Raw genomic sequence first — 18,833 nt, 5'->3', positions numbered from 1 at the left:
TTTATGAATGCTCTTGATGAAATGTCCATCTCTACAGCTGACCAGATCAAAATTCTGGGTCGTAAATACTTTGATGAAGTAGCCTTCACGTCAGCTACACGCCCTTCAACGATGGATTATTACGAAAAATGGATTGCTGAGGGGCAACATGGGTCAATGAGCTATTTGGCCAGGCATCAAGAGAGAAAATCAAACCCACAGCTTTTACTTCATAATGCAAAATCTTGGATTTCATTTATTCTCAACTATGACACTCAAGAACCGCTGAGTATTGATCTCAAAGACGAGTTTAAAAAAGATAAAAAAGGCTGGATCGCACGTTACGCTCGAGGCACTGACTATCATTTTGAAATTGAGGCTAGGCATCAAAAATTAATAAGTGAACTAAAAATGATGTATCCAACTCATGGGTTTTTAAGCTGCGTTGATACAAAAGCAGTGCTTGAACGTGACGTTGCCCAAAGATCAGGGCTTGGTTGGATAGGCAAAAACACATGTCTCATCAATCAAGAATTTGGAAGTTTTGTTTTCTTAAGTGAAATCCTCACAACCCTTTCATTGCCACAAGATAAGCCAGTGATGGATCATTGCGGAACTTGCACAAAATGTTTAGATGCCTGCCCCACAAAAGCTTTAGTGGCTCCTCACAAACTTGACGCCAAAAAATGCATTAGTTATTGGACAATTGAAGTTAACGAAGAACCTCCAAAAGAATTGTCAAAAAATTTTGGTACGAATTTTTTTGGCTGTGATATTTGCCAAGATGTCTGCCCGTGGAATCAAAAATCAAGAAGAACCCAACAGCTTTCACCGCAAAAAGAATCGGGATTAATTGATTTAAGATCATTACTTAAAACAACGGATAGCGATTTAAAAAAAGATGTCCAAAATACTTCATTAAATCGAGCCAAACCCCCACATCTTAAGCGAAATGCTTTTACTGTTTTAGAAAATTTAGAAGGATAATAAACTTATGTTACGCGCAAATATTCATTCATTACTCATTGGGCCTGAGAAAAACTTTTGTTATCTCATTTACTGTTCTAAAACAAATACAGCGGCCCTTGTTGATTCAGCGTTTGAATTTGATCGTGTCATAAAATGGGTGAATAGCTTTAACCCGCAACATCCTCCAGAAATCAAATATCTCATTGCTACACACGGCCACTCAGATCACGCTGGAGGGTTTCCTGAAATGCTAAAAATACTTCCTAATGCCAAAGTAGTAGCCCATGAATTTGAAAAACAAAGGTTACAAAGTGCTCAAATTCCTCTTCATAAACCTTTAAAAGATCACGAAGAATTTCAAGTTGGTGAAATATTGGTGCGTGCCCTTCATACACCAGGGCATACAGAAGGTGGATGTTGTTATCTTATTGATGATCAACTTTTAAGTGGTGATACCCTTTTTGTTGGGCAATGTGGGAGAACTGATTTGCCCGGAGGCAGTGATAGTGATTTATTTTTAAGTCTGCAAAAACTTAAAAAATTACCAGCCACCACCCGAGTTTTTCCGGGGCATGACTATGGCGTAACACCCACATCAACAATTGAGATTGAAATGCTAAAAAACCCAACTTTAATTGCAAAGTCGTTACAAGACTTTATAGCACTTCCTTAAATTTTTTTATCGCCTACCAATAATATTCTCCTTGCCAACTGCAAGTTACATGTACACATTAAGCCTATGAAACTTGAACTCTATCATTTCGAATCATGTCCATATTGCAAACGAGTTATTAAGGCCATTAATGAATTAGGGCTCAAAGATAAGATCGCGATGTATGATACGTTAGAAGACCCAGCTGCAGGAGACAGGCTTTTAGCCATTAATGATGATGAGCAAGTACCCTGCTTAGTTGTCGATGGCAAACCCATGCTTGAATCTGATGAAATCATCGCTTGGCTTAAAGAGAATAAATCTAATATTGGCTAACTGGGTTCTTTTCCTATATTGACCTTATCTCAGGTGAAATTACTAAAATTTAAACAATCTTCACCGCTCTAAAAACTTCTGTAGATGTATCAGATAAAACTTCTGAATGACCCCACCGGCACATATAACCACTGGGCTTACCGTTTAGAAAAAACATTCCGTATTCAGTGGGTTTGTCTTCATACAATGGTAGATTAATTCTTTGTTGTGCGATCCAGGGTCTTTTAGCTTCGGTTTCAGCGAGTACTTGAAGCAGACAATTTTTCCAGCGGTCATCTGGCAAATCGATACCTCGAATAACTGACTGACCAGAAAAGCTTAAAGCCCCTTTGAGAACCCATTTTTCTTTTTCATTTTGCATTTTTTTAACTAGGTTCATATCGATAATCTGAGTTTCAGGGCAATGTTTTGGTTTCACAAAACTTGGCCAAGCTTTACTCATACCCACATCACTAGACCACCCGCCAAGTGTAGTTACATTTTGAGCTTTCCAATCATCAAGCATCGCCTTTGCCCTTGCAGGTTGGCTTCTTAATTGCCAGCTCAAGACACGTCGATAAATAATCGCATTGTTCTTCCAGCTTTTAAGTTTGGGGTCAGCACGATGACAAGAGATGCGTTGTTTCCAGCGCTCAATAAGATCATCTTGCTCCCAAGAAGTATTAAGATGTGGAAAATCTGCTAAAACCACTTCTTTTGCTTGAGGCTTATGCTCTAAAAGTGCGTCTAGAAGTTTATCTGACAATCCATGATTAGGGTTTTCTTCAGGTTTTAAGCCCGCAGCCTCTGCAACCCATTCTGTGGTGTTATAACCGCTTGTTCCGTCGGTATTGAGCTCAATGATATTAAGATTGGTACCATCAAATAAAAAATCAAACCGCGCAAAAGGTATGTGAAGACCTAAAGGAGTTGGCCTAGGGTCTAGGTCGCCAGGTAAACCCAGTTGCACCAAAGTTTTTTTATCTTTTAAAGCTTGAGTCGTAAAATCTTCAACTTGTTTGAGAATTTCAGTTAAAGATGTTTCAATAAATAAAGAGGCCTCCTTAGTCAAAATCACAGGTTTTAGAGAATAAGGAATTGGTTTTCCCCCATAAATCGGAACACTTTTTGGAGTCAGTTTTTGCGTCATCAATCTTCCTATAAAGCTAGGGTGAAAAGCTTAGTCTATTCGATTTATGATGGGTTTTTCTACAGTTGTATGGTGGGTTTTAGCGAAACTTACTTTTCTGCCTACGCACTTTTTTTGGGGGCTAATAATTTCCAAATCGGCCTGTTAACGAGTGTTCCGCCCTTTTTAGCCGGTATTTCTCAATTTGCTACGGTGTCACTTGAAAAACGAATTGCGTCTAGAAGAAACATCGTATGTTTTGGCGTTTTCACTCAACTCATAACACTTATACCCCTCTTTTTAGCCTATTATTTTACTAGTTTACGACTAGAAATTTACATTCTACTTGTATGTCTTTACTTCGCTTCCAACGCCATTATCGGCCCCGTTTGGAACAGCTGGATGGGCGATTTAGTCACCCCACAACAACGTGGTCTCTACTTTGGTAGACGAAATCGAATCGTCACTATCGGCACTTTTGGTTCAATGACGGTTGCAGGCTTTATACTTCGTTATTTTAAAGAGCAATCAAAGGAGCTAGAAGGCTTTGCCATACTTTTTGCTCTAGCCCTTGGTTCAAGAATAATTAGTTTAATTTATCTCACAAAAAAGAATGACCCTCCACATCATGAACCAGCAGCACACCCTCAAGGCTTTTTTAAATTTTTAAAAGATCTGCCAAAGCAAAATTTTGGAATGCTTATACTCTACATGTGCATGCTTAATTTGGCAGTGTTTGTGTCAGCTGCTTATTTTACGCCACTCATGATTCGTGAGTATAAAATCGATTACCTCACTTACACAGCAATTATTAGCGCCACTGCACTTACAAAATTTATCACATTCCCCTTTTGGGGTGAGATGTGTGACAAACTCGGTGCACGAAAAATTCTAAATATCTGCGGCACACTCATGGCTTTTAACTTAATCCCATGGCTTATCACTCAAAAACCAATTTATTTATTCTTATCACAAGCATTCACAGGATTTGTTTGGGCGGGATATGAAATATCAACTTTCATTTTTTTACTCGACGCAACTAAGCCCAATGAACGTACACAAATTACAAGTTATCTAAATATCTTAGTCGCAAGTTTTGGATTATTAGGCGGTCTTATTGGGGCTGCGATTTTTCAGTGGCACCCACAAAGCATGAATCCATTTATTATAGTTTTCATCATTAGTGGAATATTACGCATTTTAGCACTTCTACTCTTTGGGCAAAAACTTGAAGAAGTGAGAGTTATTGCTCCGGTGAAAGCTAGTGAAGTTTTCTTAAAAGCCACTGGGTTTAAATCTGCAATGGGAATGACATCAAAGCTTGTGGTTTATGGAAAAAGAAAAACTAAGAAAAAATAATCTATTTATTTTTTTTATTTTTCACTTGAGTTAAAAGCTCTAATGTTTTTGCATGCCGAGATTCAAAAAGTTTTTGGAGTTCTCTTTTAATAAATAAATCGTCAGCCAATTTACCAAGTATGCCAAAAGCTAAATCATACTCAATAAGTTCCGTAAGCAATGTACCATGCCCATGATCTTCAAATTTATGTGTATGAACCCAAAGTGAGAATGGCCCGTGACTTTGTCTGTCACGAAAAAGCTCATTTTGAATCAACTCTTCAATGACAACTCCCCAAATTACAGAAATGCCAAATCGAGAGATCCGCATTTCATATTCGATACCTTTTTTAAGTTTAGTTATGGGGGATGTGGCTTCGATTTTAAAATCGACCATAATTTTTGAGAGATTTTCAGGGTCGGTGGAAAACTCAAAAACATCGGCTCGTGGAAACGGAAGTACAGATGAAAACTCAAAGTGGGCCATGAACAATTATCTCCTTCGATTTATGTGTCTTAATAAGCCAAGACTCGGGAATGATACTAGTTAAAAAAACAATTAAAGCGCCAACTGCTTCTTGAGTACCCATTTTTTCACCGATGAACAAAAATGCAAACATAATAGCAAAGGGCGCCTCAAGTGCAAAAATCAATGCGGCCTTAAGTGACCCAATGGTTTTTTGACATATAATTTGCATTGTAAACCCAAAACATGTTGAAAACACGACGGTTACAAAAAGTGCCAATAGGGGTTCTTGTGACCAACTTAGAATGTTCCAGACATCTTCAGTTTTATGAGAACTCCATAAAGAAATTCCACCAGCACATATCGCACACCAAATAAATTGCCAAATCCCTAAGTTAATACTGTCGGCCTCACGCCTTGAATAATACTCAACCGCCAAAATATGAAGTGCACAGATAAGGGCTGTAAGTATTGTCCAGGCATCACCTGTGTTTATTGTATTAAACCAATCAAAAAAACCTGTGACGAGATTCTCACCCTGTGTAAGCACATAGAGTCCAAAAAGTGCAAAAATCATTACCAGGGTTTGTTTAAAAGTTATTTTTTGTTTCCATATAATCCATGCAATAAGGGGCGTTAAAGGAACATACAGTGCCGTGATAAAACCTGATCTTCCAGCAGTTGTATATTGAAGGCCCAAGGTTTGTGTCCAGATAGCCCCAAAAAGTAAACCTCCTACAACTGCACCCGCTCTCATGACAGGGGGCTTACTTGCTAAAAGGCGTTTAGGAAACATCATGGCAATTAAAATTACGGAACATAAAAACCGCCACCATAAAAACGGCCAAATACCTACCTGCATTGTGGCCGTTTTAACCAAGAAAAAGCTCGCCCCCCAAGCCATTGTGGCCACAAACAAGCCTAAAATAGAAAGATATTGAACCTTCGTACTTTTACTTGGCAAAACAATGCCTCCATAGATTAAAAATAATAAATGAACTCAATAGATTATAAACATAGCCATCAAGTCTGCAGTAAAATAACGCAGCATTATTCTAAATCATTTTACTATCTATTTAGGTTTTTGCCCGAAGCAAAACGTCAGGCCCTCTACGCAACTCACGCATTCACCATGATTACTACCCATGGTATGAAAAACACCCACACACCTGGGCAAAAACAAATGCACTTTAAAAAATGCGAAGATATCATCAAACGAGCCTATAAACATGATCGTAAGTATTTTAATCACGCCATAGAACCTGCCCTTGAGCAGGCGATTTCGCGTTATGAAATTCCAGAAAAATTTTTCAATGATTTTCTAACTGGGGTTCATTTAAGCGAATATTTTAAGCAGCCTCTAGAAGAAATTAATCTCATCGAATACTGTCATTATGCCAAAGGCTGCATTACCCAAATTTATTCAATGATTTTAGCTCATGACCAAGTACCACTGCATGAAGCTGATAGTTTAGGAATCGCTCTTGAGCTTTCGCGAATTGCAGCTCAAATTAACTTAGATCAAAAAGCAAACAAAACTTATGTTCCACAAACTTGGCTTGAAAACGGACAAGTTACCTCAAAGACTTTAGATAAGGTCGTGCAAACTGCTGAGAATTTCAATGCAGTTGCTTGGCGCGGTATTAACTTATTGGAAAAAGATGGAAGTCAATACGCAGCTACTGTGGTTTCATTAACTACGGCTCGAATTTTAAGGAAAATTAAAAATAAGGGTTCAGCAGTACTTGAGAAAACGCAACAACTGACTTTTTTTGAAAAAATGCTCATTCTACCAAAGTCATTAAGTTGTAAACCCTAGGGGGCATAATTTGTGATCATAAAATCTGTTGAACGAGTTTTAAAAGAAGTTTTTGATAACCCCACGGCTCCGTACCGCGAAAACTGGGTTTTGCAATACGTTGAAAAAGAACTGAATCGATTAAAAGTTCCGTATTTTATCGATAAATGGGGAAACATCATCGCTGGAGTTTCAAAACCCCAAACGCTTAAAAAATCTAAAAAAGTTGCCTTGATGGCACACACTGATCATCCTGGTTTTCATTTGATAAAAAAAATCACCAAGACTCAGTGGCGCGCCCAGTGGTTTGGAGGCGTTCCTCCAAAAACTCATAATGCAAAAGTCGCGATTTACAATCCACTTTTGCCTAATAAAGTTTTTTATGGAAAAATTTTATCAAAAAAATTTGAAGGCCAAAAAAAAGATACTTTTAAAATTCAACTTACTAATGCAAAAAATCAAGTTGACGATACTTGTTTTGGGGCATTTGCATTTCCTGGTTTTCAACAAAAAAAACACCGCGTATTTTCAAGAGCAGCAGATGATCTAGCTGGTGTTACAATTATTTTAGCAACTTTTGCTCGACTTAATTCATCACAGCGTAAAAATATTTTAGGTGTTTTTACTAGAGCTGAAGAAACAGGTTTTAAAGGTGCCCTTGGAATCATTTACCAAAACATTCTCGGTCATGAAAACACGGTAATCTCACTAGAGGCAAGTCGACAACTTGAAGGTGCGAGAATTGGAAGTGGGCCCGTCATTAGACTTGGTGATAAAAGAACATTGTTTGACAACCGCGTGACAAGTCTTTTGGATCTTGCGTGCACAGAACTTAAAAAAATTAATCCCAAGATAAATTTTCAAAGACGCATTATGAACGGAGGAACTTGCGAAGCAACTGCATTTAACCTTCATCATATCAAAGCGGCAGGAATCGCGGTCCCGTTAGGTAACTATCACAATCAAAGAGCAAACCTAAAACCAGGCGCTGAATTCATTGATATACGCGATGTTTTAGGTGCAGTAGAAATATGCGTGCAATTTTACAAAAACTTAGAGAAAAAAATCGATCCAATGAGAGATTTTATTAATGCTATGGCATCAGGGTTTAAAAATGACCGACCTCTTTTGTCTCAAAAAATAAAATTTAACAAAAGAGGCAATGATGTCTGATTTAGATATTATTTCTTGGTTTGAAAAATCACAAGACACCCTCTTTGTTTCTAAAAATGACAAACATGATTTACGCGTCAGCGATTGCACTGAGCATTTCACTAAAACAGCTACTCTCAATGAGGCCTCTGTCATACTTGGATACCCTGACGAGGAAGGCATAAAACTAAATGGAGGCAGACTCGGTGCAGCCCTTGCACCAATAGAAATCAGACGTGTACTTTATAAAATGACTCAAAGTATTTCATCATCCAAAACATTGCGTTTACTTGATTTAGGCGATCTTAAAAACACAAATAGTTTAAAAGAAAATCATGAACGTGCACGTAAAACTGTATCTGAGCTTTTAAAAAAAGAAGCTCGCGTGATCACTCTAGGAGGAGGTCATGATTACGGATTTTCTGATATGGCCGCATTTTGCGAACACACAATTTCCCAAGGCTTACGCCCTTTAGTTTTAAATTTTGATGCCCATTTAGATGTCAGACCCGATACATTAGGGTTTAATAGCGGCACACCTTTTTATCGATTACTCAATGAATTTCATAAACAAATAGATTTTTACGAAATCGGAATTCAAGATTGGTGTAATTCTCGAGATCATCTGAAATGGGCAAAAGAAAAAAATGCAAAAATAATCACGCTAGATGATATTTTAAACAGTGGGAAATCACTCTTAGAATTTATCTCAGCTGAAACTTTTAAAGTTATCACACCCGACCATCGACTAGCAGTGAGTATTGATATCGATGGTTTTAAATCTTCCGATGCACCAGGAGCTAGCCAAGTCTTTCCGACAGGCATCGATGCAAATCAGTTTTTGATTCTTTGGCAAAGTCTTATATCCCTTTATAAGCCCACTGTTGTTGGCATTTATGAAGTCTCCCCGCCACTTGATAGCTCCTTGAAAACTACTCAGCTTGCCGCACTTCTGATTCATCAATTTCTTTACCGATCGATCAAATAACTATTTAAAATAATCATTTAAATAGTTCGCATAAAGTATAGAAATCGCCAGTAAAAGCCGAAAAATGATTGAGCACCTTTTGGGCTTAAGGAACACACGTGTCTGACACCGCAAAAAACAATCAAGAGACTAATCAAGATGGAGTGAAATCTCTAAAAGAATCGCAACAAGTACGTATTTTGATAGTCATCAACAATTCAAAAATTCTCAGCGGAGGAGTCTCTTTTCTTAAGCGTCGTGGTTATCAAGTAATTGTGGTTAATCATATTGTTGAGGCACTTAAAAAAATTCAAACAACTAAACCACATGTAGTACTTATTAGTTGGAATTTAAAACTCACTGATATTCAAAAAGCTTACAAACTCTTTACACAAAAGTTTAAACTCATTTGTATTTCTTTTGCAGAAGATAATAATAACCGAACAGCTAATACCCTCATGAGTAGCGGTATTGAAAACACACTCCTAGCTCCAGTAAGTGGCCCCGGGATCCACATGCGCGTACAATCACTTTTACGTGCCAAAAAATCAGCCGAAGACAAGCTTAATAAAGCGACAGCTAGTGCAGCTTCAAAAGCCGCAGCATTGGCTAACAGTGCATCATCAAAATCTACACCAATTACTAATAATGAGAATCCCATTGAAATTCATAATGTAGATGTGCCGCCCGATACCGTGTGGGAAAAAGCAATAGATGGTTCATCAAGCCCTGATCAATGTCACATGTGGCGAGGAACAAGTACAAATCAAGACAATTCAAAAGATGTATATTATTTTAAAGGTGCTCAAATACCCGTTTATAACAAAGAATCAAAATCTTGGGATGGGATAGATAACGATACTTCCATTATGAAGCAAGGTGACTTGAGTGCGCAATCGTTAGTAGCATTACAAAGTTCGACTATCATTACCGAAGATTCATCCCCCGTTGATCTTAATTTAGGTAAAGATATTGAATCACTTAAGAATGAATTATTCGACGCATCTAAAACTGAAGATGAAGAATCTATTGAGCTGAGTCCTGTATTTGCACCGCTAACAGCTGATCGAAATGATGACATAGACCCGTCAGTACTAAACGAATTTTCAGATAACACCAACGCGACAGACGCTGAAGTAAATCCAGACTTTAACGAAGTTTCTGATTTTGAAGAAAATACTGAAGCAAATAATCTTAATGATACAAATGAGAGATCGCCTCAAACAAAAAAATATTTTAAAAATGATACGGTAAGTAATGTTCAAACTTATGTTACCAAAGAAAAACAATCGATTCTTGTTCAATCAGTTAGAGATTCCTTTGATCTTTACGCGATCGCTACCAGTGTAATCCCCATAGAAATAGGGCTATTCACAAATATATTAGCAATTCAAATTAAGACATCTCGCTACAGAGGCTACCTTATATTTTTCTCAGCCACTGACAAACCCAATCAAGAATGGGTAGAGCAAGTATTTAAACTTATCCAAACAAAAATGAAAGACTATGGTGAACCCATCAAGCCTGCAGTTACCATGCAATTTGCTGTACCAGCTATTGATTTTGTAAAATGGCGTGAAGGTGAAGCAGAATTTATTATCACAGCAACTCATAAAGCCGATAAATATGCAGTAGCTTTTTTACCTATTTCAGAAATTCCCATTGCAACTGATAATAACAATTCAAAGGTAGACAGCATTTCACTTGGCTCGTATATCGTCGGAGATTCAGAACTACTTTTTGATCTTTATCTCCATTTACCAAAAAATGATAAATTCATTTTGTATTTAAAGAAAAACGACATTATCACACAAAATAATCTCTCAAAGCTTTTGAAATTTGGAATTAAAACTGTCTATGTTAAACACGAAGAACGCCATCTTTTCTTCGCCTATTGCGCACGAAATAGAATCATCTCTTCAACCAAGCACATCGAAAGCTAAGAATTATTTACAATTGTAATAAAAATTACAGATACAGCTAGCGACACAAGATCTCATCTATCTCGTTAATTTCTTAAATAATCTGTAGGCATGTACTTTGCTATCTATATATACGTTAAACGAGCAGAGCTGGGGAAAATCCTGGTCGTACACATCACCAGAATTACGAGGGGGAAGTTAATGTTATCATTCATAATCCTATTATCTCTCACTGTTAACGCATCAGAAGTAATACAAAAAAATCCAAACCATACCCCAACTAAAATTCTAGAAACATTAATGGAGTCTCCACAATTAGGTGTTGTTTATACACAAGCTCAAATGTCTCTCTTAAGAACAGATACTGACGTCATCATGCATAATGCGCTTAATAATAATCCAATTCTGGAAAAAGTAATCCCACTACTTGAAACACTCGCTACTGATAGCATTAAAGACGCAATCAATGAAGGCCTCCTAGATATGCATGAGGCTACTGACACTGTTTATTCAGAGATTCGAAAAATGACAGTAGATACAGCTAGATCATTTGGTTACAGCGAAAAACAAATTAAAAATATGCGCGTATACGTAGCCCCAGGTGCCATAAATGCCTACACCATGGCTTTTTCTAAAGATCAATCTGTGGTTGTTGTCTTCACTGGATTAAACAATTCTGCATCACCTGCTAAATTAAAATCAGTTATCGGCCACGAATTAGGTCACATCGTCAGCGAACACGTACTCCAAAGAATTAAAATGGTAGCAATGAACATGCTTCTCATGAAGCTCTTCGTTGACAATGAAGCTGGGGATGTATCTCAATTTGAAAACTTAAGGGCTAGCAATCGCGAAAAAAATAAAAACGCTATGGATATTTACTGGAAGCGTGCATTTGAAACTCTTGAATTAGATGAAAAACCCCAAGCTTCTGCACAAGTTAATAGTATCCAGAAACTAAAAAGAAATTTATTCATCAAAGCTTTTGAGCAAATGTCTCAAGAATTAGATGCTGCAGCTGAAAAGAACCCTGAATTCGCAAATAGTTTAATTAACGACTATTTAGATGCTGTAATTACCTGTTTAGAAAGAATGGAAGTTCCAGAAAGAATTGTAGATTTTTACATTAGTCTCAAAATTAATTTAGACAATCCTGCTCTTAAAATTGATGCCAATTTTTTCACCGAACATCTTTTACTAACTTTAGCAGCCATGAGTCGTGAGCAAGAGACAAGCTCTGATCGCTTTGGTTTAACTGTCCCTGGGATCACTGCCAAAGACGCCGCAGCAATGTTTTTAGATTTCGCTGGAGCTGAACAAAAAGCAGAACTTGATAATCTTATAAAAGCAGCACAAGCCGCTGTAAATGAATTTTACACAAAAAACCCAGAGGCTAAAAGATTAGAAATCATTGGCGGAAATGCCAGGGCAAGCCACCCAAATGCAAAAATCAGAGCACTCAATGATATTTATTACGGCCGATCAGTTGATATTATTGCTATTAAGAATCCTTTTTTACGTCTGATCGTTTTACATGACGAAATCAGTAGACAAGAAAATAGTATCCGACTTGGTCTTAAATCGATGAATGAAGAATTTAGTAAACTAGATATGAAATTGCAAAACCAAATAAGTGATCACATTAAAACTAAACAATCAGGCCTTCAAACATCGATGACTGATTTAGCAACAACACGAATGTATTTATCGTTTGCTATAGTAAAATCAATTAATGAAACTTCTGACATTGATAAAAATCAATACCTTCGTGACGCTCTTGACTTTTACTTAGCGCAAAAACAAGTTTTGCTAAATCAAAGAACACATGAACTTAAAATAATTAAATCTGTTAAAAAGAAAGCTCAAATTCTTCAAGGGTATCAATCACGCCTCACTGCTCTAAAAGAAAACCCTCTAGTACTAGCCATTGGTTTGGGCTTAGAAAAAAATAAAAATTTAAATGCTAAACCAGAAATTCTAGGGTCGGTAGTTGAAAAGCTTCTTTTAATTACACAACCAAATACAACCTTACCCGTGGTAGTCGCCGCTCGTGAAAATTTAAGACAACTTATACCCGTTGTTGACCAAGCGTATGAAGATTTAACAATAAGTCAAAATCCTCCAATTGAAAGCGCAACTTCGGGCATGGCCGATAGATATGAAAAGCCTGTTAAGAAATCGCCTCCTCAAGCCCCAGTGGCTAAAGATCAAACGCTTAAAAAACTCAAAAAATTTGATTTGGGCTTTAGTCATTGTGCAATTAAATTGAAAGCTTTGAAATAATCAGGCAGATTCCATCCTACTTAGAGCAATTCGCTTTAATTGGAGGTTTTTTTAGTGTCACAGTCAGAAGTCACAGAGCATAAGCCCTATATTTCAGATAGTAAAAATATACCCGAACTCACATTACTACCGATCTTAATTGGTGTGGTTTTAGGTATAATCTTTGGAGCTTCTTCTCTTTATTTAGCTCTTAAAGTCGGCATGACTGTGAGTGCATCGATTCCTGTAGCTGTTCTCTCAATTACAATATTTAGAGCGATTTCAAAGGCGTTTGGAATACGTCGCGCGACTATTTTAGAAAATAACATCGTAATGACAACAGGTTCAGCAGGTGAATCCATAGCATTTGGTGTGGCAGTTACCATGCCAGCACTTTTGATTCTTGGTTATAATATGGAAATCACACGCATCATGTTGGTCTCAATTCTTGGAGGTCTACTTGGTGTACTAATGATGATTCCACTTCGTTGGGCACTCATTGTTCGTGGACATAAAGAATTAGTTTACCCCGAAGGTACCGCTTGCGCTGAAGTTTTGATTGTTGGCGAAGAGGGTGGCACAAGTGCAAAAACTGTTTTCACAGGTTTTTTCTTAGGCTTATTTTATAAAATTGCAAACGTCGGAATGAAACTCTGGAAAGATGTCCCAGAAAAAACACTCACCTGGTATAAGGGTTCATCTTTTGCCACAGAAGTTTCACCTGAATTATTAGGCGTTGGATACATCATTGGCCCTCGCATTGCCTGCATCATGGTGGCAGGTGGAATATTATCATCTTTTGTATTATCCCCTGCAATTGTTCTATTTGGCAGTGGGCTTACAACTCCCCTTTACCCTGCCACAAAACTAATATCTGAAATGTCTGTTCATGAAATCTGGCGTTCCTACGTTTTATACATCGGCGCAGGTGCAGTGGCTGCAGGTGGAATCATTAGTCTCTTTCAAAGTTTGCCAGTAATCGTTAGATCTTTTGGCGCAGGATTAAAGTCTTTAAAAAAATCAGGTGTAAAAACAACTTCAACTCGACGTACTGAGCTTGATATCCCAATGAATGTCGTTTTAGGAGGAGTATTACTTCTTGTTTTGGCGATATGGGCAGCTCCTGCACTAAAAGTGAATCTTTTAGGTGCCCTTTTAATTGTGGTATTTGGTTTTTTATTTGTTACGGTTTCTTCTCGACTCACAGGTGAAATTGGTTCTTCTTCAAATCCAATTTCAGGCATGACTGTAGCAACATTACTTTTGACATGTCTTATTTTTGTTATGATCGGTTGGGTTGGTGTTGATTACCGTGTGACAGCTTTAAGTATTGCTGCCATCGTATGTATCGCAGCCTCTAATGGTGGAACCACTTCCCAAGATTTAAAAACAGGTTACCTGGTAGGTGCCACACCAAGAGCACAACAAATTGGTTTACTTATTGGAGCCCTTACTTCAGCTATTGTTATTGGTTACACTCTTTTACTTCTCAATGATGCCTCAACTATTTATGCAAAAAAGAGTTTCCCTGGTCAGCAATTTAATATCTCAGAACTTCCCACACTTGAAAAAGTTGGTGGGCCTGAAGGCAAAAACGATTCAAATGAATATCACGTTCTACAATTGCCTGAACCACGTGGCGAAGTCCCTGCCGGAAAATATCTTGTCGATGGTTCTGGTCAAATAGTTTACTTAGTTGACCCAGGCATTAATGGAGTTTTGCAAAAACGTGATGATGGAACTTCTGTTCAAAAATATGAAGCTCCAAAAGCACGCCTTATGTCTTTAATTATTGATGGAATTTTAACTCAAAAACTCCCCTGGAGCTTAGTACTTCTGGGCGTATTTATCGCCGTTGTATTAGAATTCTGCGGCATCGCCTCACTCCCCTTTGCAGTGGGTGTGTATTTACCACTTGCCGCCTCAGCTCCAATTTTCTTTGGTGGTTTTGTGCGATGGCTCGTAGATAAAATGGGTAAACGTAAAGCTGCTAAAGACTCAGAAAGCCAAGCCGGCATTTTACTTTCATCAGGACTCATCGCCGGGGGCTCAATTGCAGGTATCGGTATAGCTATTTTATCGCTCAATGAAAATTGGACGTCTTCACTTGATATGAGTAAGGTTTTACCAGGTCTTGCCTCAAGTGATGGCCTCGCCTATTTGATATTCTTTTCACTGATGGGTTTTGTCTATTTGGTTGGTAGAGAGAAGATCTTAAAGCCAGGAAGAAAGTAAACTAATCAGTCTTCGTTTGATTCTTCTGAAGAATCATCGCTAGCGGGATATGACACATCATCTGAGTCTTGGTCTGGTAAAAGATCAACTAAGCATTGACGCCAATACTCAGGTGCATCATCTCTAAAATCAACGGCACAGATAAAATCACCTTTGCCAATGGGTTTAGTGCGCGTCACTACACCCTCAATATAGGTGTCCATGATTTCAATGGTAAAACCAATGCTCGCTTGATGGATACATGAAAAAGTTAATGTTGAACGTAAAGAAACTGCTGCAACATCTCCTCGTTTTACGTGCAATAAAAGACCGGTGTGACTCACATCAACAATGCTTGCGCGATTGAAATAGACCTCACCAGTAGAAATGTCTTTTACATTTACGGCAAAAGTCTCAGTAACGGTTTTACGATCTGTATGCACCCTACGGCTCTGGGCAGTTGTCTTCTTCTTCATACATGTCTCTTTTCGGCTTTATTAAAGCTTTACTTTAATAAAAGCTAGACCTAGGCTTAGGCCCATTTTTAGTGCTTTCTATGAACCCACAGTTGTGCTTAAGTTAGTGAAAACACCTATGAAAAAACTTGGTCATTACATTTTTGATTTCCTCTCCTCAATCAAACTCGCGGTCATAATCATGATCACGTTAGCCGCTATATTAGCCTATGGAACCTTCTATGAGGCTGAGCACGGCACAGCCCAAGCGCAAAGAGTAATCTATAAAAGCTGGTTTATGAGTTTAGAACTTTGCTTACTCATCATCAATCTCACTTGCGCTGCAATTGATCGCATGCCCTGGAAGAAAAACCACGTAGGTTTTGTCATTACCCACTCAGGTATAATCACCCTACTTTTGGGCTCCTTTATTACTCAACAAAAAGGGCTTGATGGGTCACTGCCCCTTTCAATATCAGAAACCGCTGATAGCTTTATGGTGCCTGAAGCTGAATTTCAGGTGTATCAGAGTTTTGATGGACGACCTTTCGCACTACTTTTACAAAGCCCGGTTGATTTTGATCGTAAAACGCCTGAGAAAAATGACTACACTTTTAAACTTGTTGATGACGATGTTATTAAAGTGACTCGCTACATTGCCAAAGCCGTAAGACGCATTGAAGTAAAAGCCTCAGAGAGTAAAGCCTCAATGCCTGCTGTTTTATTTAAGCTCTATAATGAACGCGTAAACGTCAATGAATGGCTTGGCCTTGATAATCAAATTCCACCATTTTATGATTTGGGCCCGGCCACTGTTTCATTTATCAAAGGAAATGAACCAAAACCTGAAGTAGGAAAAAATCAAATTCTACTTGTTCAAGATCCAAAAACTTTAAGCTTACGTTACACAATTTATTCAATGAGACAAGTAAAGCCAGTAGCTTCTGGAATTGTTGAACCCGGAAAAGATTACGACACAGGCTGGATGAATCTAAAATTCAAAGTCGAAAAATATTTCCCCAGTGCTGAGGTTGATGCTGGATTCGTAGATGCAGAACGTGGAAATGAAAACCATACCCAAGCCATTGAAGCTCAAATCGGAAATAAAAAATCTTGGTTTGAACTAGGTAATCCCCATGAAATAAAAGGTGCTCAAACAAAATACTGGGTTAACTTCACCCATCGAAAATTTAATCTAGGTTTTCAACTCAATTTGAAAAAATTTAAATTAGCGACCTATGGTGGAAGTCATTTACCCATGAGCTACGAAAGTACTGTCTTGGTTGATTCAAAACAAGAAATAGTGATCTCAATGAATGAACCCCTTCATAATAAAGACTTCACCCTTTATCAATCAAGCTATGAACTCAATGAACGTGGCGAGCCCACAGTCTCCGTATTCTCGGTGAACTATGACCCAGGGCGCAGGATTAAATACTTAGGTTCCATTTGTATATGCCTAGGCATTATGATCATGTTTTACTGGAAACCTCGTTGGACCAGAAAAAAGAAAGTTTAAACAATGAAACTTAAACACATTATTTTTAGTACACTTCTTTTGCTAACACCTCAAAGCCAAGCTCTTGATGTTACTGAATTTGAATCTTTACCCATTCAAGATGGTGGAAGAGTTAAACCCTTTGATACATTTGCAAAAGAAAACGTTCAACTCATCACAGGCACTCAAAAATACGAAGGCAAAAACGCTACTGAACTTGTAATGGCATGGCTGTTTTTCCCAGATCAATGGCTTAACCAAAAATTTATTCAAATAAAACATCTCCAGCTTAAAAAAGATTTAGATATGCCTGAGACCCAGAGCTATTTGAGCCCTCAGGATGTAATTAAAAACACAAAGCTTCCGAATATTTTTACAGAGCTAATGCATCTTCAAAAAGAAAAGAAAAAATTAGACAATTATTATACAGCCGTTAATCGACTTAATAATCAATTACAATCCTATCAAGAAATCATTGCAGGAAGAAACATCAGGCTTGTTCCTCAAGCATTGAGCCCTGATTGGCTCCCCATCTCTGATATCAAAGGTGAGCTGCAACAAGCATTTAATAATATTGCTAATAATTATTACGCAGCCATCGCTAAAAAAGACGACACACTTTTTGTAAATGCTGTTAAAGAATTTGCACAAGCTACAAAACTACAAGCTCCTCAGAGTTACCCTCAATATTCAGAAATAAAAATGGAGCTTATCTACAACAAATATCATCCCTTTCGAATCGCATATATTTTCTATTTACTCGCAATCGCAGCATTTACTTATTCTTTAAGTTCAACCAAGAAAGCCCCCTGGTATTTTGCTCTAGCACTTTGTTTTGCCGGAACCCTCGTACACATTTTTGGCTTTGCATTAAGATGCTGGATCGCTGGCCGCCCCCCTGTTTCAAATATGTATGAATCAGTTATTTGGGTTGCTCTAGGTTGCATAGTCATAGGTGTGATTTTTGAATTAATTTACAAAAGAAAATACATCGGCCTTGCTGCTAGTGCCATGGCAACACTTTGCCTGATCATTGGAGATGCCGCACCTGCTGTTTTAGATCAAAGCATTAGGCCTCTAGAGCCCGTACTTCGCAGTAATTACTGGCTTACGATACATGTGTTAACTATTACTTTAAGTTATGCAGCCTTTGCCTTAGCCACAGGAATCGGAAACATTGCTTTAAGTTATTATGTTCGGGGAGTTGAAACTCAGAACAAAGAAAAAATAAATGCCCTAAGCTTGTATGTTTATCGATCCATTCAAGTTGGAGTATTACTGCTCACAGCGGGTACTATCTTAGGTGGAGTTTGGGCTGATTATTCTTGGGGCCGTTTTTGGGGTTGGGATCCAAAAGAAACTTGGGCACTCATTGCTGATCTCTTTTATCTCGCTGTTTTACACGGCCGTTTTTCTGGTTGGCTCAAAGCCTTTGGCACTATCGCTGCTTCAGTTGTCGCATTTTCTGGAGTCATCATGGCATGGTACGGAGTAAATTTCGTGTTAGGCGTTGGCCTTCATAGCTATGGTTTTGGCGGTGGCGGCGTAGGTTACGTCGGATCAGTCCTTGCGGTTCAACTTTTGTATGTAGCAATAGCAGGCTATCAGCATCGAAAAGTTTTGAAAAAAGCGAAGACCTGAGTGCTGCAGAAACACTGCTTAGCTTTTCGCAAACCTCACTTCAAAATTAATTTATATTCACAATACTTATCACCCA

General features: G+C 38.0%; 16 protein-coding genes. 12 read left to right on the top strand and 4 right to left on the bottom strand.

The annotated features are described in order from the left end of the window. Positions 1-3: 3 nt before the first annotated feature. The 3 genes from queG to SGI74_06200 all read left to right on the top strand — a co-directional run bounded on the left by queG (position 4) and on the right by SGI74_06200 (position 1,936). Positions 4-966 carry a tRNA epoxyqueuosine(34) reductase QueG gene (gene queG, locus SGI74_06210; protein ID MDZ4677088.1) on the top strand — a complete coding sequence of 321 codons (963 nt, stop codon included), beginning with the start codon at positions 4-6 and terminating at the stop codon, positions 964-966. A 7-nt stretch (positions 967-973) separates the two neighbouring features. Further along, positions 974-1,621: an MBL fold metallo-hydrolase gene (locus SGI74_06205; protein ID MDZ4677087.1), complete on the top strand. Its 648-nt coding sequence runs from the start codon at positions 974-976 to the stop codon at positions 1,619-1,621. Positions 1,622-1,687: 66 nt separating this feature from the next. After that, positions 1,688-1,936 carry a glutathione S-transferase N-terminal domain-containing protein gene (locus SGI74_06200; protein ID MDZ4677086.1) on the top strand — a complete coding sequence of 83 codons (249 nt, stop codon included), beginning with the start codon at positions 1,688-1,690 and terminating at the stop codon, positions 1,934-1,936. Positions 1,937-1,985: 49 nt separating this feature from the next. Here SGI74_06200 and SGI74_06195 read toward each other — a convergent pair whose 3' ends face one another. Next, a complete protein-coding gene (locus tag SGI74_06195; GenBank protein MDZ4677085.1) occupies positions 1,986-3,065 on the bottom strand; it encodes a hypothetical protein in 1,080 nt (359 codons plus the stop codon). Positions 3,066-3,086: 21 nt separating this feature from the next. On the opposite strand from SGI74_06195, the gene SGI74_06190 reads away from it, so the two are divergent. Next, on the top strand, positions 3,087-4,403 hold the full coding sequence (locus SGI74_06190) for an MFS transporter (protein MDZ4677084.1): 1,317 nt from the start codon (positions 3,087-3,089) through the stop codon (positions 4,401-4,403). Position 4,404: 1 nt separating this feature from the next. Here the strand turns inward: SGI74_06190 and SGI74_06185 are convergent, their stop codons facing one another. Beyond that, positions 4,405-4,869, bottom strand: coding sequence for an SRPBCC family protein (locus SGI74_06185; protein MDZ4677083.1), 465 nt, complete (start codon positions 4,867-4,869; stop codon positions 4,405-4,407). Beyond that, positions 4,856-5,812, bottom strand: a complete 957-nt coding sequence (locus tag SGI74_06180) for a DMT family transporter (GenBank protein ID MDZ4677082.1) — start codon at positions 5,810-5,812, stop codon at positions 4,856-4,858. Before SGI74_06180 ends, SGI74_06185 begins: the two co-directional genes overlap by 14 nt. 30 nt (positions 5,813-5,842) lie before the next feature. On the opposite strand from SGI74_06180, the gene SGI74_06175 reads away from it, so the two are divergent. The 6 genes from SGI74_06175 (at position 5,843) to SGI74_06150 (ending at position 15,184) form a co-directional block, all read left to right on the top strand. Next, positions 5,843-6,667 (top strand): squalene/phytoene synthase family protein, encoded by an 825-nt coding sequence (locus SGI74_06175; GenBank protein ID MDZ4677081.1) that lies wholly within the window; start codon positions 5,843-5,845, stop codon positions 6,665-6,667. Positions 6,668-6,679: 12 nt separating this feature from the next. Next, positions 6,680-7,819 (top strand): hypothetical protein, encoded by a 1,140-nt coding sequence (locus SGI74_06170; GenBank protein ID MDZ4677080.1) that lies wholly within the window; start codon positions 6,680-6,682, stop codon positions 7,817-7,819. Continuing rightward, on the top strand, positions 7,812-8,786 hold the full coding sequence (locus SGI74_06165; protein MDZ4677079.1) for a formimidoylglutamase: 975 nt from the start codon (positions 7,812-7,814) through the stop codon (positions 8,784-8,786). Before SGI74_06170 ends, SGI74_06165 begins: the two co-directional genes overlap by 8 nt. Positions 8,787-8,884: 98 nt before the next feature. Beyond that, the gene (locus SGI74_06160) at positions 8,885-10,708 is read left to right on the top strand and encodes a response regulator (protein ID MDZ4677078.1); all 1,824 of its coding nucleotides are present in this window, start codon (positions 8,885-8,887) and stop codon (positions 10,706-10,708) included. 180 nt (positions 10,709-10,888) lie between these two features. After that, entirely contained in the window at positions 10,889-12,970 is a 2,082-nt protein-coding gene (locus tag SGI74_06155; GenBank protein MDZ4677077.1) for a M48 family metalloprotease, read from the top strand. 54 nt (positions 12,971-13,024) lie between these two features. Then, entirely contained in the window at positions 13,025-15,184 is a 2,160-nt protein-coding gene (locus SGI74_06150) for an oligopeptide transporter, OPT family (GenBank protein MDZ4677076.1), read from the top strand. A gap of 5 nt (positions 15,185-15,189) precedes the next feature. Here SGI74_06150 and SGI74_06145 read toward each other — a convergent pair whose 3' ends face one another. Further along, on the bottom strand, positions 15,190-15,639 hold the full coding sequence (locus SGI74_06145; GenBank protein MDZ4677075.1) for a hypothetical protein: 450 nt from the start codon (positions 15,637-15,639) through the stop codon (positions 15,190-15,192). 181 nt (positions 15,640-15,820) lie between these two features. On the opposite strand from SGI74_06145, the gene SGI74_06140 reads away from it, so the two are divergent. Together SGI74_06140 and ccsA are read left to right on the top strand one after the other, a co-directional pair. Continuing rightward, positions 15,821-17,137, top strand: a complete 1,317-nt coding sequence (locus SGI74_06140) for a cytochrome c biogenesis protein ResB (GenBank protein MDZ4677074.1) — start codon at positions 15,821-15,823, stop codon at positions 17,135-17,137. Positions 17,138-17,140: 3 nt separating this feature from the next. Beyond that, positions 17,141-18,757 (top strand): cytochrome c biogenesis protein CcsA, encoded by a 1,617-nt coding sequence (gene ccsA, locus SGI74_06135; protein MDZ4677073.1) that lies wholly within the window; start codon positions 17,141-17,143, stop codon positions 18,755-18,757. The last annotated feature ends 76 nt before the right edge of the window (positions 18,758-18,833 follow it).

Source organism: Oligoflexia bacterium (assembly GCA_034439615.1).
GTDB lineage: Bacteria > Bdellovibrionota > Bdellovibrionia > JABDDW01 > JABDDW01 > JAWXAT01.
The sequence above is the reverse complement of the archived record's forward strand: the minus strand, read 5'-3'. Positions and strand labels throughout refer to the sequence as shown.

What these genes read in the sequence shown, in the direction of transcription:
- queG (MDZ4677088.1), top strand. Translation starts at nt 4, where the DNA reads ATGAATGCTCTTGATGAAATGTCCATCTCTACAGCTGACCAGATCAAA.
- SGI74_06205 (MDZ4677087.1), top strand. Translation starts at nt 974, where the DNA reads ATGTTACGCGCAAATATTCATTCATTACTCATTGGGCCTGAGAAAAAC.
- SGI74_06200 (MDZ4677086.1), top strand. Translation starts at nt 1,688, where the DNA reads ATGAAACTTGAACTCTATCATTTCGAATCATGTCCATATTGCAAACGA.
- SGI74_06195 (MDZ4677085.1), bottom strand. Translation starts at nt 3,065, where the DNA reads ATGACGCAAAAACTGACTCCAAAAAGTGTTCCGATTTATGGGGGAAAA.
- SGI74_06185 (MDZ4677083.1), bottom strand. Translation starts at nt 4,869, where the DNA reads ATGGCCCACTTTGAGTTTTCATCTGTACTTCCGTTTCCACGAGCCGAT.
- SGI74_06175 (MDZ4677081.1), top strand. Translation starts at nt 5,843, where the DNA reads ATGAACTCAATAGATTATAAACATAGCCATCAAGTCTGCAGTAAAATA.
- SGI74_06165 (MDZ4677079.1), top strand. Translation starts at nt 7,812, where the DNA reads ATGTCTGATTTAGATATTATTTCTTGGTTTGAAAAATCACAAGACACC.
- SGI74_06155 (MDZ4677077.1), top strand. Translation starts at nt 10,889, where the DNA reads ATGTTATCATTCATAATCCTATTATCTCTCACTGTTAACGCATCAGAA.
- SGI74_06145 (MDZ4677075.1), bottom strand. Translation starts at nt 15,639, where the DNA reads ATGAAGAAGAAGACAACTGCCCAGAGCCGTAGGGTGCATACAGATCGT.
- SGI74_06140 (MDZ4677074.1), top strand. Translation starts at nt 15,821, where the DNA reads ATGATCACGTTAGCCGCTATATTAGCCTATGGAACCTTCTATGAGGCT.
- ccsA (MDZ4677073.1), top strand. Translation starts at nt 17,141, where the DNA reads ATGAAACTTAAACACATTATTTTTAGTACACTTCTTTTGCTAACACCT.